The organism is Legionella sp. PATHC035 (genome assembly GCF_026191115.1).
Classification (GTDB): domain Bacteria; phylum Pseudomonadota; class Gammaproteobacteria; order Legionellales; family Legionellaceae; genus Legionella.
Genome location: NZ_JAPHOT010000001.1, coordinates 1,842,346 through 1,858,977, shown reverse-complemented (window position 1 = coordinate 1,858,977; position 16,632 = coordinate 1,842,346). Strand labels below are relative to the sequence as shown.

Sequence of the window (16,632 nt, the reverse complement as noted above, 5' to 3'; positions counted from 1 at the left end):
TAATTCACTATAGCAACATTCGTTTAACTATCTCTGCAGAGTTTAATACGAAATTAATTTGATTGCTGCCGGTTAAGGTAGCTCCGATTATACAAGGTATATTGGTTAATGGTTCCTGTAATGGTTTCAGTACGATTTCTCTTTCACCAATAATTTCATCGACAAGCAAGGCGATTCGGTCTCCATTGTTTTTGATAGTCACAACCGAGATATGTTCTTTGAAATTTTGTTTTTTTTCATTAAGATGCAGTGCCTTAGACAAAGAGCATAACAAAACGGGCTGTTCTTTGACAAGAACAGAAGGGATTCCTTCGACGTTGATAATCTCATTTTTCTTTAACAACATCACACTTTCTACCGAGCTGGTCAGAAGGACAAAAATTTGGTTGCAACAGGAGATAATCAATCCACGCTCAGTAGCCAAGGTAAGTGGCACTTTGAGATAAAAGATGGTCCCTTTATTGGGTTGACTTTCAACACTCACCTGGCCTTTTAAACGGAGCAAATTGGAGCGCACCGCATCCAGCCCAATACCTCGACCTGAAATATCTGTTGCAATTTCACGGGTAGAGAAACCCGGTCGAAAAATGAGTTCATGAATATCTTCCTTTTTCATATTTCCAAGCTCAGCTTGGGTAATTAAATTCTTTTGCAGGGCAAGACGAATCACCTCATTGGTATTAATGCCTGCTCCATCATCAATAATTTTGAAGACTATCTGATTATCTTCCTGCTTGACCTTGATGTGGATATTTCCTTGCGGTGGCTTGCCGGCTGCTTTGCGAACCTCAGCATTTTCTATCCCATGATCAATTGCATTGCGCAAAAGATGCATAATTGGGTCTTTTAAACCATCCAGTATAATTTTATCAATTTTTACATCGTTACTGCTTATTTCAAGATTGACTTGTTTGTTTAGTTCTTGAGCTAAGTCACGGACTATACGTGGTAGGTAACGTAATTGGGTGGATACTGGAATAAGACGTAAGGTACGGATTTCATCTTGCAGGGCATTTAACAATAGGGACAGTTCATTAATCGATAGTGACAACTCTCTTTGCATTAAGTGCATCGAATTATTGATGTCGGATAATTCAACGAAATTGGTCGCAAATAGGTAATCTATTGGTCCACTTATAGCATCAGTGTTTGTTTTGAAATAAGCCCTATTTTTTTTCCATGAAAGGAGTAGATCATCGATTTTGAAATTCATTTTACTTAATTTGGAATAATACTCTTCAATAGCGATTTTTATGGTTTGAATTTCTTCGGTATAAACTGAAACACTATCTAAATTTTGCAAAGAGACGCGTATTGATTCAAATTCACTTGTTTTAGCCTGTATCGTTGGAGTCTGTGGGCTTTTTTCAGGTTCTTCTCTATCTTTTGCATACAACTCTCGGGTAGATGATATTTCTTGAGTAGGTAATTCCATGGACTGTTGCAGTTGCCGCAAGTGTTTTTTTAAATCGAAGGAAAGCGGTCTTTGCTCGCTGTAGCATTGCATTGCTTCATTCATGTAATCGATCGATTGCAGGCAAAGATTAATGAGTTCAGGGGAAACTTTAGTACTTCTTTTCTGAATTGCTGTAAACAATGTTTCTAGATGATGCGCAATCTCACCGACATCTTGAGCTCCTATGCCACGTGCAGAACCCTTAATGTTATGGGCAACTCGAAACATTTCATTTAGTACGCCCTGGAATTCTTGTTCTGATTTTGTTCCCTTCTCAAGCTGCAGCAAACCATCAGTAATCGTGATTAAATTTTCCTGAAGTTCTGTTTTAAATGTTTCGACAATTTTTTTGATGAATTCATTATCCAATGGTTTCGAGAGGGGTATGGCTTCGGTGACCAGGTTCTCTTCAGAGAATGGAGGTTGTTCCTCTGTGATTGGCAATTCTTCTTTTTTTTCATAAATCAGAGCGTATTGTAATTGATGTAACAATTCGTCAAGCGCAGTTGAAAGCGGTTTCTTTTCTATAAAATGATGAAGGAGTTCACGCATCCCATTTATGGTGCGATACGTTAAATTAATGACTTCTGACGATACTTTTTGCGGCGGTGCAAACAGCCTTTCAACATATTCCGCCATGGTCCCCAAGTCATTAATCCCTAGGGAAAGTGCGGAAACCTTGATATTACGCCCTGCTCGCGAAACCTCTTCCATCAGATGACTGACCTCATCCATTGATCCACCACGTTCCATTTTTTCTAAATTATCCGTGATGACGGTCAGTAATGATTCAAGCTCTGTGCCGAACGTTTCAAGCAACTCTTTTAATAGGTGATCGTCTGGAGTCATTGGTGCCTCCTAAACTTTATAAATATTTACATCGTCTTTGAGATGTTTGGCAATGTTATCTAAATTATGAATAAACGCCATCATCTCTTTTATGCCGCTTGAAAAAGTTGAAGTAGTGCGATTTATTTCATTCATACTCTCAACTATTTGCTCAATCCCAACTGCTTCTTGACGGATTGCCACCTCAATGTGTTGGCTAGAAATCGACGCTTCATTGAGCATTTTACTTAGCGTTTTAATGACTTGGCCTGCTTTCTCAATCAGTTTTGTTCCTGAATCAAGTGACTTTGTTCCTTCCTCGGTCACGGTGACTGCTTTTTCAGTAGTCCGTCGGATATCCTCAAGAATTTTTTGGACTTGTACGGTTGACTGTTCTGACTGTTCTGCAAGATTTCTCACTTCTGTGGCTACCGCTGCAAAACCTTTTCCAGCTTCACCGGCTTTTGATGCCTCAATCGATGCATTTAATGCCAGCATTTTTGATTGTTGTGCTAGGGTGTTGACGACCGAGGTAATATCGCCAATTTGTTGGGTGTGGTTACTCAAATCAAGAATGGTTTGTGCTATAAGCTTCATTTTTTCTTCTGAGGCTTTAATGCCATGAATGCTTTGCTCGACCGATTCAGTACCGAGTTTCCCTTGTTCATAGGTGTTCTTCGCCACTTCCCGCAGGGTTTGTGCTTTCAACATGGTTTGTTTGGAGCTCTTATCAATTTCTTCTAATGACGCACTGATTTCATTGATCGCTGACGCTTGAGACGTAATCCCTTCTGCTTGTTCATTTGCAGAAGTGAGAACGGTTCCCACCATAGTGACAATGTCATTACTGACTTTGGTAATTTTGGCGGTAATTGATGCCAAACCATCGGTCATCAAATTTAAATCTTTACCGAGATCCTGCAGTATATCTTCTTTATCGATTTCAAGACGTTCTCTGAGATCTCCCGCTGCAACTTTACTGCTATGTAGCCTAAATTTTTTCGATGAACTAACAAGCTTATCAAATAATTCCCGTGATTCCTCTTCTTTGGTGCGGAGGATTTCCTCATTTTTTCTAATTGCTTCTTGCATGGTTTTGAGGGATAAAAGCAATTTTCCTAATTTATCTGAGGAATGAATTTGGATAACTACATCACGTTCACCCGCAGCAATTCGTTCGGCTATATTAATTGCTTTGTCGACAGGATTAGCAATGGCTCGCTGTGTTATATAAGGAACTAAAATCGTGAGGATAATAGTAAGGCCAAATAGCAAATAAGCGATCATCTTCAAAGAGCTTAGGCTGTCATTGATTTTATGGGTATTTTTTTCTATTTCCTGCCCTAAAAGCACATATAACCCACCATTTCGTTTACCTGATTCTGGGGAATAGGAACCCAATATAATGTCAATCATTGCATTTTCAACAGTTCTGGTCATATGCCTGCTATTTTCTACATTATTTTGATTATTGGGATCTCTGGGGGCATTTATTATGGATGCTTGAATATCATAAAGAGGGATATATAACTCTTGTAATTTATCCCATGCGTCCTGTAAGTTTTTGTTACCCAGGGAGTGCATGGCTTGATCCCATTGACTGCGAATCTTATTGATTTCATTCCACAGCAGTGCAAAATGTTCCCTGGACTCTTGGTTGCCGTTCATTGCCCATTGTTCAACAAGATCTTGAGCCTGAAAGATTTGACTATCAAGAATTTGGGGTAAGTTTTCACTGCGAATTTTTTGACTTAGATAGACCACCATATCTACTTTGGGTATCAAAAACATCATGAGTATCAATAAGGGCAAGCTCAGGGTCATAAAACCAATAAGTAATCGAGCCCGTACAGTAATAATAAAACGTCGTTTATTACTATTAGTTTCCATGAGACTCTCCTGTCTTGTATAGACGCATTTTAATTTCTTGGCTTAAGCTGGCTATCATTGTTTCCACATTAAGGATCGCAGTAGCCGCATGATGTAATCCCAGGATATATTCTGGATTAGCAATGTTGACTGCGGATAATGGGGCCGCCAATTGGTCGGGATGATAAGTCTCACTGCCTTCAATACGATAAGTCAGCAAGCCAAGAGTAATATTGTTTGCCCGGATAATGATAATAAATTTATTGTCCTGTTTCGGATTGTGTTCCGAATGGTGAGGATGGAAAAATTTACTGAGATCAACCACTGTAATCAGCGTACCACGCCAATTGATCACCCCAGAGATAAAATGAGGTACAAAAGGAGGTTGCTCTATAGGGGCATTATGGACAATTTCTTGAACGTATTGATATGAAACGCCATAACTTTCATTTTGGCCAAGCTTGAAATGAACAAAAGAAATACCTTGATTTTTGCTGGTATCAATTTCCTGTTTTGCAAGTTGCAAGGCCCTGGATTTTAGGATTTTTATTGCTAATTCAGTTTTGGGCATCAAAGCGGAAGCGTGCTGTTGTTCTTTATTCATCATTCAATATCCTTCCTTGATTCACTGCCGCTATCGAGCGAGAAATAGATTGCACCATCATGATGAAAAACAAGATTTGTCCCATTGGTGACAATAGGATCTGATGCACCTAATATAAGATAAGCGTTTTTATGCATACATGCACTCAGCTTTTTCATAATTTTAGCAGCAAGTTCATTATCAAAATAAATAAGCACATTGCGGCATAAGATCAAATCCACCTCAAATATTCCATTGATTATGGAGGGGTAGCTGTTATCGCATAAGTTAAGGTATTTAAATTGTACTAAATCGCGAATCTGTGGTGAAAGAACGTAAGTCCGGTCATTTTTTTCGAAATAGCGTTGTAGGTATTTTTCCGGAATAGAACGCATGGACCATTGGCCGAAAACAGCTGCAGATGCTTTTTGAAGAGAGGTGGTATTGATATCGGTACCTAATAAATAGAGGTCCCATAGGTCAATATTGGGTATGAGCTCTGCCAACAAGATGGCTAGGGTATAGATTTCTTCACCCGAAGAACAACCAGCACTCCAAATTTTTAAAGAGAAGTCTTGTGATTTCTGATTAATTAAATCAGGTAACAGTTTATTCTCAAGTAACTGCATTTGATTTTTATCACGAAAAAAATAACTTTCTCCTACGGTAATTGCTGAAACCAAATCAGCTAATAAAGAGGAATTGCTGGCACAGTTATTTAATTGTTCCAAGTATTCTTGAGGTTGATAATTGAATTTATTGCATGCCACAGCAATGGTTTTTGTTAACTCTCGTGCTTGGTTCACATGGATGACCAATCCATAGCGCTTATGGATTAACTCGATAAATGCAGATTCAAGTTTTTTGATGTCATTTACAGTATTATTACCCATGTTCCATTACTCATGATTAGTATCTGCCAGGTTGATTTCTTGCGTTAACTTTAAAGCGAAAACCCAATTGAAGTCGAGCAATAGAGAAACCCCGGTTTCTAAAGTGACAGCGCCCAAGAATGGTGAGTTATTGGTTGTCAATTCTTCATGTACTTCGATTTGCTGTTTGTCGATATCACTCAATCCCAGCACTTTATCAACAATCAGACCAACTTGATGCACTCCATCGGAGCAAAGTAGGATGGGTATATTTAAAGGATATATTTCATTTCGTATCAAGCCAGTACAAATTGCCAGGTCAATCACAGGAATGCATTTATTTTTTAAATTCATCAGCCCTACAAAATAGATAGGGCTAGACGGTACAATTTCAAGCATAGGCAAGGGCAGGACTTGTTCTATATAGTGTAAATCCATACAGACTTTTATGTCCTGTAAAAGAAAGTGGAGAACTGTAAGGTTCTGCTGGGGCACTTTATATGGTTCCTTAAAAAGATCTTTTCGGAAATTTTACTGAGAGGGGCTAATGGTTTCGTCGATGCAATGCCTCTGCTTGCACTTTATCCCCCGCAGCGAGTTTCCAAAGAGTCCTAATTTCTGTAATTTAAAACCATCATTGAGCACACAAATCCGGGGTCGCAGATGGAGCCGAAATCATTCATTCTATCTTATAGTTATAGACCTTAGAAGATTGATGTACAAGAGCCATTCTAGGTGCTTTATAAATGGGTATTGGCTTTCTGAACTGTGTGTGCGGGGAGTGTGACCCAAATTTCTGGAGTGAAAACCTTCTCAAAGTGGTGTAGGCGGTTCATTAGTTAAGACTAAATTCCCTCATCCGCCCTGACGGGCACCTTCTCCCCATGGGGAGAAGGGAATTTTCCCAAGCTTTTTATGCTCTAGCTCAATAGTGAAAAGAGATCCCATCTCCCATGGGGAGAAGGGAGTCTGGGAGAGCAATCGTGCTACTTCTCTTTGGATTCCTCACGTGCAAAATAATTTAAATCCAACTCTCGGGCTGCTTTTACATCATCCAGCCGTTTGACAGGCAGCGTATGAGGTGCCTCTTTGACCAAATCAGGATTTGTGGCCGCTTCTTCTCTAATGGTTTTTAGAATCTGCACAAAGCGATCCAATTCCTCTTTACTTTCAGTTTCGGTAGGCTCAATCAGCAGACATTCTGGGATCAGCAGTGGAAAATAGGTGGTTGGTGCATGGACCCCATAATCCAATAATCGTTTGGCAAAATCCATTGCAGTAACACCATACATTTTCTTTTCTGGACTTAAAGTAAGAATAAATTCATGAGACGCTCGTCGGTTGGGATAGGCTGCAGTAAAACCTGCTTTAGTGAGTTCTTTAAGCAGATAATTTGCGTTCAATGTTGCATATTCTGAAACACGGAGTAACCCTTCTTTGCCAAGAACCCGCATATAAAAATAAGCGCGCAGCAAAATACCTGCATTTCCCATAAAACAGGATAAGCGACCAATACTTTGTGGAAAATCTTGATGGGTTGCCCATTGATATTCGGAATTCGTTTTTTTCACCACCGGTAATGGCATGAAAGGGAGTAAGCGTTTGCCTACAGCCACAGGACCAGCACCAGGGCCACCCCCACCGTGAGGCGTCGCAAATGTTTTATGTAAGTTTAAGTGCATGACATCAAAACCCATATCTCCGGGTCTAACTTTTCCTAAAATAGCATTGAGATTGGCTCCATCGTAATACAATAACCCCCCTGCCTGGTGAACAAGCGCTGCTATTTCTTTAATTTGACGCATAAACAAGCCCAAAGTAGAGGGATTGGTTAGCATGATCCCTGCTGTTCTTGGCCCGAGTTTGCTTTTTAACTCTTCCAGATCGATATCGCCATCTGCCGCAGTCGAAATTTCAACAATTTTAAAGCCACACATCACTGCAGAAGCGGGGTTTGTACCATGAGCTGCATCAGGAATTAGCATTTCATCACGTGCGGTATCGCCTCGAGATTGGTGATAGGCTTTAATCATTGCAACCCCAGCAAATTCACCTTGGGATCCTGCCATAGGAGTCAAAGAAACACCTGCCATGCCTGTAATTTCAGCAATATGTTCTTGCAATCGATACAATGCTTCCAAGAAACCCTGGCTGTTTTCCTCAGTTGCTAGAGGATGACGATTAAGAAAATTTGCCATGGATGCCGCTTTGTGGACTCCTCGCGGATTGTACTTCATGGTACATGAACCCAGAGGATAAAAATTGCTATCGATTGAGAAATTTTTATGGGATAAACGGGTAAAATGCCTTACCACTTGTAATTCGGAGCACGCGGGCATTTTGGGAGGCGTTTTCCGCTCCAATTCAGCGGGAATGGCGTATTTGCTGGTTGAAATTTTGGGCGCTTGGGCAGCTGCCTGACGGTCTTTTTTAGATAATTCAAAAATCAACATAATTTGCCTTCCATTTTTTGAATAAATTCTTTAAGTTCAGCGCGATGGTTGACCGGAGTAAATTCAATAAATTGATACTCGGCGATCTCCGCCAAATAGTAGGGATCCTTTTGGAATATGGATTCGAGATAAGCGCGATCATTTGAAGCGGCGATGATAATTCCACCAGTGCGCGGCTTCATAGGACCTGAGACCAGCAATAAACCTTGTTTATAATAGTAATCAAGGAATTCTCGATGTGCTTGCAGGTATTTATCTACTTCACTAAGAGGAACTAAATAGGTCAACTGAATTACAAACATGAGTCACCTCGCTCAGACATGATGGATTTCAACGTTTTTGCATAAAACGCGATGTCCTCTTGGGTTCGCATTTCCGTAGCACAAATTAAAAGGGTATTCGCTAATTGAGGGTAATGAACTCCTGGGTTATAACCTCCAGTGATACCCGCATTCGCTAATTTTTTTAATACCTGTTCTACAGGTTGATTGAGTTTAAGCAAGGCTTCATGGAAATAAGGTGCAGTAAATACTTGTTCTACCCCATCAATTTCAGTTAAGGCTTCGACTAATTGATGCGTATTATGGTGGCATTGGCTTGCAACTTGACGTAATCCTTCGGCGCCCAAAAGACTCATATGAATGGTGGCTGCCGTAACCAATAAGCCCTGATTGGTACAAATATTGGAGGTTGCTTTGGCTCGGCGTATATGTTGCTCCCGTGCTTGTAAGGTTAGGGTAAACCCTCTTTTTCCATCTTTATCCAAAGTACATCCGATAATGCGCCCAGGCATTTGGCGTACATGAGCCATACGTGTGCTTAAAAATCCAAAATAAGGCCCCCCTGATGCCATAGGTGCCCCTAAAGGTTGACCCTCGCCACAGGCAATGTCTACGCCATGTTGGCCCCAGGCTCCTGGTGGTTTTAATAAGGCAAGTGATACCGGATTGACGCAGGCCACACTGATTGTTTTGTTTTGATGTGCCCAATCACTCAGCTCATCTACTTTCTCCAGGCAACCAAAAAAATTAGGTTGAGCAATAACCAATGCCGTAATATCTTCTCCTGCATATTGTTCCAAAGCCGCAAGAGAGGTAATGCCCTGTTGTTCATCAAAAGGCAAAGTAATTACCTCAATGTGCTGATTGCGCAGAATGGTTTCAATGGTTTCACGATAGAGCGGATGAGTGGTGCCGGTGATTAATACGCGGTTTGTTTTACTGTGTTTATTGACACGTACTGCCATTAAAATGGCCTCAGCAAGCGCGGTAGCGCCATCATACATTGATGCATTGGATACCTCCATGCCGGTGAGCTCACAGATCATGGTTTGGTATTCGTATAACAATTGCAACGTGCCTTGACTGGCTTCAGCTTGGTAAGGCGTGTATGCTGTTAAGAATTCACCACGCGAAGCAATATCCCACACTGCTGCAGGTATGTGATGCTCGTAGCATCCAGCACCTAGGAAGCAGATTCCGTTTCGGTTTTTATTCGCCAGTTCTTGAGCTTCTTTTAACATATCCATTTCATTGATGCCGGCAGGTATATTTTGAAATCCTGCATATTGCAAAGACAATGGAATTTCATCAAACAAAGTTTGGGTATCTTGCACGCCAATGGCGTCAAGCATCGCTTTGCTGTCTTCGGACGTGTGTGGGATATAAGGCATGATTAGTGTTCCTCAGCAATCTCATTTTGATATTGTTCAGCAGTTAATAAACTGTCAATTTCACCAGGATGACTCGGTTTCAGCTTGACCAGCCAGCCAGCAGTATAAGGGTCGGAATTAACAAGCGCTGGATTTTCGACGACTACTTCATTGACCGCGGTAACGACACCACTTACGGGGGCATAGAAGTCGGAGGCAGCTTTTACTGACTCGACAACACCTAGCTCTTCACCTGCGCTCACTTCATCACCTACTTCCGGCAATTCTACAAAAACCATGTCACCTAATAATTGTTGTGCATGATCCGTGATGCCTATGGTTACTTCATTTTGCTCTTCTTTGAGCCATTCATGGGTATTTGTGAATTTCAATTCATTCATTCGTATTATCCTTATTTAATTATATAACCACTTAATTCAAAATGTTTTGTAACGATTCAGCTGAAAAGCCATATTTGGCCCATCTTGAGCGAAAAGCACTTTGAAAAATGCTCACATAGCCATCTATGCTGCGCTTTTTCAACGCGCTTTTCACTCAACCTGCGCTCAAATCTGTCTTTTCAGAGGAAAAGCCAGATTGGACCCACCTTGGACGTCAAGAGCACTTTAAAAAATGCTCATATAGCCATCTATGCTGCGTTTTTTCAACGCGCTTTTCGTCCTGCCTGCGCTCAAATCGGTCTGTTCACTAAGATTCTTAAATCATAATGAATCGATACCCTATCTTAAAGCCCCTTTCCTGATTTAACAAAACGGGGTTTACCTACTTTTGCTGGAACTAATTTGCCACGAATATCAACCATGACTTCATCACCTGTTTCAACGGGGACTCTTGCTAAAGCTATGGATTGTTCCAGAGTGGGCGAGTAGCTGCCACTGGTGATAATCCCATCGGCGCAGCCTGGAATTATTACCTTTTGTCCATGACGCATAATCCCTTTATCTAACAGGGTAAGTCCAACCATTTTACGCTTGATTCCTATTTGTTTTTGCGAAAATAAGGCACCCATTCCGATAAAATCACGATCTGCAGGCTCCCATTTAATAGTCCAAGCAAGCCCGGACTCTAAGGGGCTAGTGGTAGTGTCCATATCCTGGCCGTAAAGAAGCATGCCCGCCTCCAGCCGCAGCGTATCTCGAGCGCCTAAGCCACAGGGATGTACGCCTACCTGCATTAAGTTATTCCATAATTGGACGACGCTCTCTTGAGGAACGATGATTTCAAATCCATCTTCGCCAGTATATCCGGTGCGCGCAAAAAACCATTGTTCCACATCCACACATTCAAAATGTGTCAGTGTGGAGACTGCATCAATTTGCGCAGGATTAAGCGTTTTCAAGGTTTTTTCTATTGCCTGAGGTCCTTGGATGGCAATCATCGCCAATTCTCTGCGTTCTTGCAGACCCACCGCAAACCCTTCGCTTTTTTTGCGAATCCAGGCTAAATCATTTTGTCGTGTTGCCGAATTTAGAACTACTCGGTAATTATCGGAAGCGCGTTGATAAACGATGAGATCGTCAATAACACCACCATGTTCGTTGCACATGCAGCTGTAAAGCGCTTTCCCATGGTGCTCGAGTTGATCCACATCATTCGTTAACAGCTTACGTAAAAATTGGCGGCCACCGGCGCCAAGTATGTCAACAATGGTCATATGCGAGACATCAAACATGCCGGCATCTTTTCGAACATAGTGATGTTCATTGATTTGCGATCCATAATGCAATGGCATTTCCCAGCCATGAAAATCAACCATTTTTGCGCCACATGCTTGATGAGTGGCATGAAGGGGAGTTTTAGCAATCATTGTACGTCCTTTTTCAATCACCTTGATGTGGGTGATTATACCTATTGCGATATATACTGTATATTGCATACTGCATATTTATTAGGACTACTTTAATGATCGGGCTAAATGTTTGGCGTTGGATGCTGGATTTAGGTTGGTTGCTCTTTCTTTTAATACTCTTCAGGCATTTTTGGCGTGATAGACAAATTTTGGTACAGGCTCAATCATGGCTAAAAGTTAAGGGATATATCAGTGCATGTGAATGGACTACAGTCGGCCATAGCGTTTGGCCTAAAATTGAATACACTTATCAAATTAACGATCACAATTTCACCGGGGAATATTTGTTTTTGGATACAGCTCATAATAATCCGAACAGTAAATATTCGCGCGGAGTGGCATATAAAGCAGCCGTAGCCTTTCAAGAAAATGAGGCAATTGATATCTATTATAATCCTAATCGTCCTGAGCAATCTGCTTTAGACGTATCCATGCCAACCAAATTGAATATTATATTGATTTTGATTGGCATACTAATTGGGGTGCACCTGGGTCTTATGGCTTGGCGTTATTGGGGGTAGGTGCGCTGGCAGGTGCGGTACCCGTTGATGGTGTATTCGTCGTACTCGGAGTTGGTGTGCTCGTCGGTGTGTCACTGTCTTCTTCGAGGATGCATTTACAAGCGGGTTTCGTTTCAACCGACTGTAGGTTGGTCATGCTGTATCCGCGAACACCTTGGCCTGAAGGGGCGACCATAAAATTAATGGCTACTCTCAAATGTTGCCGTTGTTGATACTGAGGATTTTGATAGACCACCAACAGCCTCATGTTTGCTTTCCAATGTGTGGGATCAATTTGAGTGATTACTGGGGGTTCCGTTGCTACGGAGCTTACTCGATATTGATTTTTTTGCACTGCCTCTGGCAATTTGGAAGCATTTAAAGCATTACTGAAGGCAATCCAGCCATCAGCAGTAAAATATTTGGCTATTTTCTTTTGATCTTGGAGGTAATTTTGATAGCTGTAGGTATATGTAGCCACAATTGCTTCATTGACCCAAACCGATAATTCAGCCTGTTCTGATTGTGCATAACTTAATTGGAAAAAAATGGATAATAAAATAAAGGCAAATTTTTTATTCATATGTATGGTCCTTTTACAATAAGGAGGGCTAGACTTCGTTTTTTACATCATAGTGTAGCATTATTCAATGCACATAAAAAAATCCCCGGCTGCTGCCGGGGCAAATTGGATGTTTGGATAATTGATCCAAACATTGCCCCGCTTAAGAGGGGGTAAAGCGGAGCTAAGCATTCGGGGGAAATGCTCACTATGTTAGACACAAAAAACAGCAAAAAGTTCAATAAATGTTCAAATATTTATCATTTAAATCAATAAAGAATTTAATGCAATAAATAGGTTATTGAATATTAATGCATTTTAATCATTAAAGCAGTTATTTTATGCTCAAATTTCCATCTAGAAAAGTAGCATTTTTTGAACTTTACCCGCATTAGAACAACTTAATTGAGCAGAAAAATACATATTCAGCGGCGTAAATCTATCGATTATGTTGTCTTTATGGTATTTTATTCCCCTTAAACAAGCAGCTGAACTCGCATCAATACAATTAAACCTGTATCACAATTTGAGATACAAGCTTATCTTGATGTTATTTTTGAGCTTCACTACTTTTTCTATATAAATAGGGCTTGTTTCAAATTCGCTAGATTGAGCCCAAATGACGTGATTTAAAATATTAAAACGCCCTGCCAATCTGCGTCATCCGGAGCACAGCGAGGGATGACAACAGATAGTAGGCACGCACAGATCACGCCATTTGCGCTCAAAATCTAGCGCATTGTAAACAGACCCTTTACTGCGTGATTCATGCGTTGCAGAGTGTGTTTTGGGTGTCGACAAGCTGATTAAGGGGGGCATGGTGCGAGAAAGTCGATTCTACTTTGCTAATCCTGATAGATTTGGCCGATACATCAATCGTTGGGATTTGTTGCTCCTTATTCTTATTTTTTCGATCTTGTTTTTTTTGGGGTGGGCCGGTTCACAAATGGCTACTCCCTATCAGTTGGGACAGCAGATCCCTATTTCTTTAGATCCTGCCAATCTGCCTTTTTATGCATTACGTACCGTACTGCGTATGTTTATTGCATTGTTTTTTTCAATCATTTTTACCTTTACTGTAGGACTTTGGGCGGCCAAAAATCGACGTGCGGAACAAATCATTATCCCTGCGATTGATATTTTGCAATCCATACCGGTTCTTAGTTTCTTATCCATTACCGTGACTGGATTTATCCGCCTGTTTCCAAACAGTTTGTTGGGCCCAGAATGCGCCTCCATTTTCGCCATTTTTTGTGCCCAAGTATGGAATATGACTTTTGGTTTTTATCAGTCATTAAAAACATTGCCTCATGATTTACAAGAAGTGTCTTCTATGTTCCGACTTTCAGCATGGCAGCGTTTTTGGAAGCTGGAGGTTCCTTTTTCGATGTCGAGCTTATTGTGGAATATGATGGTTTCCATGTCTGCAAGTTGGTTCTTTGTGGTTTTATCGGAAGCAATTTCTGTAGCCCATCAAGACATCAGATTACCTGGGGTCGGTTCGTACATTGCTTTAGCAATCCAGCAACGGGATATCCATGCAGTGGGCTATGCCATTTTGGCAATGGTGATTGTTATTTTTTTATATGACCAAATATTCTTCCGACCCTTAATTGCATGGTCTGAAAAATTTAAAACCGAACAGTCGCATGATGAAGTGGAATATCAATCTTGGTTGATAGACTGGATACGCGGTAGTCGGTTAATGAAACAATTTGCTGAAGTCATCAGTATTTTTACTGATTATTTTGTCAATGCGCGCTGGCTTAGGATCAATGAGGCTAAGGCCATTAAAGAAGTTGATTTCAAAAGACAGAAGCGTCTCGATCGGGTTTGGAGTATTTTAGTCTTCATCAGTGTTTGCTCAGGAGCATGGTTCCTCTTACGTTTTATCCTTGCAGAATTGAAAGTCAGTGATATTTTACATGTCTTTCTACTGGGGGCTGCTACAGGCACTCGCGTTCTGTGTTTGATTTTCTTGAGCTCCCTCGTTTGGATCCCAATTGGGGTATGGATTGGCTTGAGACCAAGAATTGCACAAAAAATACAACCGGTCATTCAATTTGTCGCGGCGTTTCCAGCGAATTTATTCTATCCTTTATTTGTGATTGCTATTGTTGCGTTTCATTTAAATGTCGAAATATGGGTGACGCCACTCATGATTCTTGGAACACAATGGTATATTTTATTCAATGTGATTGCAGGAGCATCTACTATTCCGCGTGAGCTTTATCTTGCTGCAGATAATTTTGGTTTGAAAGGATGGATTTGGTGGAAACGATTGGCGTTGCCAGGAATATTTCCTTTTTATATTACTGGTGCCATAACGGCAGCCGGTGGTGCATGGAATGCGAGTATCGTCGCGGAATTTGTGAGTTGGGGGAATACTACCCTTAGAGCCACCGGCCTTGGCGAATACATTCAAGCCAGTACGGCAACGGGTGATTTCCCAAAGATTGCTTTAGGTACCGCGATGATGTGCCTGTATGTGCTTACTTTTAACCATTTGATTTGGCGTCCGCTCTATCGGTTGGCGGAAGAACGTTTTAACTTTAATTAAAAAGATACCTATGTCTCAAACCATTATTGCTATAGAAAGCTTGCGCAAGTCATTTAAAAAAGCCGCAGAACAAGATTTGCTGGTGCTTGAGGATGTCAACTTTAAACTGCAAGAAGGTGAAATCGTTGCATTATTAGGTAAATCCGGTTCAGGAAAATCTACTTTGTTGCGTATTATTGCCGGGCTTATCGCGCCTACCAGTGGAACGGTCACTTATCGAGGCAAACCGGTTACCCGCCCAGTTGATGGTATTGCGATGGTTTTCCAGTCTTTTGCCTTAATGCCATGGCTTACTGTATTAGAAAATGTGGAACTGGGGCTTGAGGCACAAGGAGTAAACCGTGAAGAGCGTAGACATCGCGCGATTGAAGCAATTGATATTATTGGCCTTGACGGTTTTGAGTCCGCTTTCCCCAAAGAGCTTTCTGGCGGGATGCGCCAACGGGTCGGTTTTGCGCGAGCTCTCGTCATTAATCCGGATGTCTTACTCATGGATGAACCTTTCTCAGCCCTTGATGTACTCACCGCAGAAAACCTAAAATCGGACTTATTGGAATTATGGAAAGAAAAGAAAACCAATACTAATGGCATTTTATTAGTAACCCATAATATTGAAGAAGCCGCTACATTAGCCGATAGAATTGTAATTTTCGGTAATGATCCCGGTTACATTCGCGCAGAACTCCCGGTGACTTTACCGCAGCCGCGTGAGCCGGAGTCTCCTGAGTTTCGGGCTTTGGTTGATAAAATTTATACGTTAATGACAACTGGCCCCAAAGAAAAGGCAAAACGGGCGCAAAGAGAACGACAAATCGGTTTGGGATATCGCTTGCCTGACGTAGAACCCTCAGAATTAACGGGTTTGATTGAGACAATGACTTCTTTTGAAGAGCGGATTGATTTGCCAGAACTCGCTGATGAATTAATGATGAATATTGATGATCTGTTCCCCATACTCGAAACTCTGGAGATATTAGGTTTTGCTAAAGTTTCTGCAGGGGATATCCAATTAAGCGACTTAGGAAAGCAATTTGCGGAAGCGGATCTGCAAGAACGTAAACAACTATTTGCACAAAGATTATTGGAAAAAGTGCCCCTGGCGCGTTACATACGACGGATTTTGGATGAAAAGGTTGGTCATCGAGTTTCTGAAGAACGGTTTTTGAGTAAGCTTGAGGATTATTTAAGTGAAAAAGAAGCAGATCGGGTATTACGCACTATGATTGATTGGGGGCGTTATGCCGAGATTTTTGCCTATGATTTTAATACGGGGATCTTAAGTTTGGAAAACCCTGGTAAAGGTGCCTAATAAAAATTTCCGTCGCTTCAAAGCGGATTTCACTGTCCGCCAATGAATCACTATAAGTTCAAAGAACACTTAAATTAACACCAATAATTCGTTATTATTTTTGTTGAAGCTGATCTAAG

General features: G+C 41.1%; 14 protein-coding genes. 3 read left to right on the top strand and 11 right to left on the bottom strand.

Features of this window, described 5'->3' with window-relative positions; all coding sequences use genetic code 11:
• Positions 1–7 precede the first annotated feature (7 nt).
• The 10 genes from OQJ13_RS08205 to gcvT all read right to left on the bottom strand — a co-directional run bounded on the left by OQJ13_RS08205 (position 8) and on the right by gcvT (position 11,540).
• Complete coding sequence (locus OQJ13_RS08205) at positions 8–2,305, bottom strand: chemotaxis protein CheA (RefSeq protein WP_265710388.1); 2,298 nt, start codon at positions 2,303–2,305, stop codon at positions 8–10.
• Positions 2,306–2,314: 9 nt separating this feature from the next.
• On the bottom strand, positions 2,315–4,174 hold the full coding sequence (locus tag OQJ13_RS08200) for a methyl-accepting chemotaxis protein (protein WP_265710387.1): 1,860 nt from the start codon (positions 4,172–4,174) through the stop codon (positions 2,315–2,317).
• The gene (locus OQJ13_RS08195) at positions 4,164–4,760 is read right to left on the bottom strand and encodes a chemotaxis protein CheW (protein WP_265710386.1); all 597 of its coding nucleotides are present in this window, start codon (positions 4,758–4,760) and stop codon (positions 4,164–4,166) included. Before OQJ13_RS08195 ends, OQJ13_RS08200 begins: the two co-directional genes overlap by 11 nt.
• On the bottom strand, positions 4,757–5,629 hold the full coding sequence (locus tag OQJ13_RS08190; RefSeq protein ID WP_265710385.1) for a CheR family methyltransferase: 873 nt from the start codon (positions 5,627–5,629) through the stop codon (positions 4,757–4,759). The genes OQJ13_RS08195 and OQJ13_RS08190 overlap by 4 nt, the downstream gene beginning before the upstream one ends.
• Before the next feature lie 6 nt (positions 5,630–5,635).
• Positions 5,636–6,103 (bottom strand): chemotaxis protein CheW, encoded by a 468-nt coding sequence (locus tag OQJ13_RS08185; protein WP_265710384.1) that lies wholly within the window; start codon positions 6,101–6,103, stop codon positions 5,636–5,638.
• Positions 6,104–6,594: 491 nt separating this feature from the next.
• Positions 6,595–8,061 carry an aminomethyl-transferring glycine dehydrogenase subunit GcvPB gene (gene gcvPB, locus OQJ13_RS08180; protein WP_265710383.1) on the bottom strand — a complete coding sequence of 489 codons (1,467 nt, stop codon included), beginning with the start codon at positions 8,059–8,061 and terminating at the stop codon, positions 6,595–6,597.
• On the bottom strand, positions 8,055–8,363 hold the full coding sequence (locus tag OQJ13_RS08175) for a YciI family protein (RefSeq protein ID WP_265710382.1): 309 nt from the start codon (positions 8,361–8,363) through the stop codon (positions 8,055–8,057). Before OQJ13_RS08175 ends, gcvPB begins: the two co-directional genes overlap by 7 nt.
• Entirely contained in the window at positions 8,354–9,733 is a 1,380-nt protein-coding gene (gene gcvPA / locus OQJ13_RS08170; protein ID WP_265710381.1) for an aminomethyl-transferring glycine dehydrogenase subunit GcvPA, read from the bottom strand. The genes OQJ13_RS08175 and gcvPA overlap by 10 nt, the downstream gene beginning before the upstream one ends.
• Before the next feature lie 2 nt (positions 9,734–9,735).
• Positions 9,736–10,113, bottom strand: a complete 378-nt coding sequence (gene gcvH, locus OQJ13_RS08165) for a glycine cleavage system protein GcvH (protein WP_028381569.1) — start codon at positions 10,111–10,113, stop codon at positions 9,736–9,738.
• Between the two features lie 344 nt (positions 10,114–10,457).
• Positions 10,458–11,540: a glycine cleavage system aminomethyltransferase GcvT gene (gene gcvT / locus OQJ13_RS08160; protein WP_265710380.1), complete on the bottom strand. Its 1,083-nt coding sequence runs from the start codon at positions 11,538–11,540 to the stop codon at positions 10,458–10,460.
• Positions 11,541–11,635: 95 nt separating this feature from the next.
• Here gcvT and OQJ13_RS08155 point away from each other — a divergent pair, with 95 nt between their 5' ends.
• Complete coding sequence (locus tag OQJ13_RS08155) at positions 11,636–12,103, top strand: DUF3592 domain-containing protein (protein ID WP_265710379.1); 468 nt, start codon at positions 11,636–11,638, stop codon at positions 12,101–12,103.
• Here the strand turns inward: OQJ13_RS08155 and OQJ13_RS08150 are convergent.
• Positions 12,078–12,665, bottom strand: a complete 588-nt coding sequence (locus OQJ13_RS08150; protein ID WP_265710378.1) for a DotI/IcmL family type IV secretion protein — start codon at positions 12,663–12,665, stop codon at positions 12,078–12,080. The genes OQJ13_RS08155 and OQJ13_RS08150 overlap by 26 nt on opposite strands.
• Positions 12,666–13,464: 799 nt before the next feature.
• Here OQJ13_RS08150 and OQJ13_RS08145 point away from each other — a divergent pair.
• Together OQJ13_RS08145 and OQJ13_RS08140 are read left to right on the top strand one after the other, a co-directional pair.
• On the top strand, positions 13,465–15,204 hold the full coding sequence (locus tag OQJ13_RS08145; RefSeq protein WP_126325249.1) for an ABC transporter permease: 1,740 nt from the start codon (positions 13,465–13,467) through the stop codon (positions 15,202–15,204).
• Positions 15,205–15,214: 10 nt separating this feature from the next.
• Positions 15,215–16,513 carry an AAA-associated domain-containing protein gene (locus OQJ13_RS08140; protein ID WP_265710377.1) on the top strand — a complete coding sequence of 433 codons (1,299 nt, stop codon included), beginning with the start codon at positions 15,215–15,217 and terminating at the stop codon, positions 16,511–16,513.
• Positions 16,514–16,632 lie beyond the last annotated feature (119 nt).

Excerpts from the sequence above, each read along its gene's own strand:
- OQJ13_RS08155 (WP_265710379.1), top strand. The coding sequence starts at position 11,636 with ATGATCGGGCTAAATGTTTGGCGTTGGATGCTGGATTTAGGTTGGTTG.
- OQJ13_RS08150 (WP_265710378.1), bottom strand. The coding sequence starts at position 12,665 with ATGAATAAAAAATTTGCCTTTATTTTATTATCCATTTTTTTCCAATTA.
- OQJ13_RS08140 (WP_265710377.1), top strand. The coding sequence starts at position 15,215 with ATGTCTCAAACCATTATTGCTATAGAAAGCTTGCGCAAGTCATTTAAA.
- gcvT (WP_265710380.1), bottom strand. The coding sequence starts at position 11,540 with ATGATTGCTAAAACTCCCCTTCATGCCACTCATCAAGCATGTGGCGCA.
- OQJ13_RS08205 (WP_265710388.1), bottom strand. The coding sequence starts at position 2,305 with ATGACTCCAGACGATCACCTATTAAAAGAGTTGCTTGAAACGTTCGGC.
- gcvPB (WP_265710383.1), bottom strand. The coding sequence starts at position 8,061 with ATGTTGATTTTTGAATTATCTAAAAAAGACCGTCAGGCAGCTGCCCAA.
- OQJ13_RS08190 (WP_265710385.1), bottom strand. The coding sequence starts at position 5,629 with ATGGGTAATAATACTGTAAATGACATCAAAAAACTTGAATCTGCATTT.
- gcvPA (WP_265710381.1), bottom strand. The coding sequence starts at position 9,733 with ATGCCTTATATCCCACACACGTCCGAAGACAGCAAAGCGATGCTTGAC.
- OQJ13_RS08175 (WP_265710382.1), bottom strand. The coding sequence starts at position 8,363 with ATGTTTGTAATTCAGTTGACCTATTTAGTTCCTCTTAGTGAAGTAGAT.
- OQJ13_RS08200 (WP_265710387.1), bottom strand. The coding sequence starts at position 4,174 with ATGGAAACTAATAGTAATAAACGACGTTTTATTATTACTGTACGGGCT.
- gcvH (WP_028381569.1), bottom strand. The coding sequence starts at position 10,113 with ATGAATGAATTGAAATTCACAAATACCCATGAATGGCTCAAAGAAGAG.
- OQJ13_RS08195 (WP_265710386.1), bottom strand. The coding sequence starts at position 4,760 with ATGATGAATAAAGAACAACAGCACGCTTCCGCTTTGATGCCCAAAACT.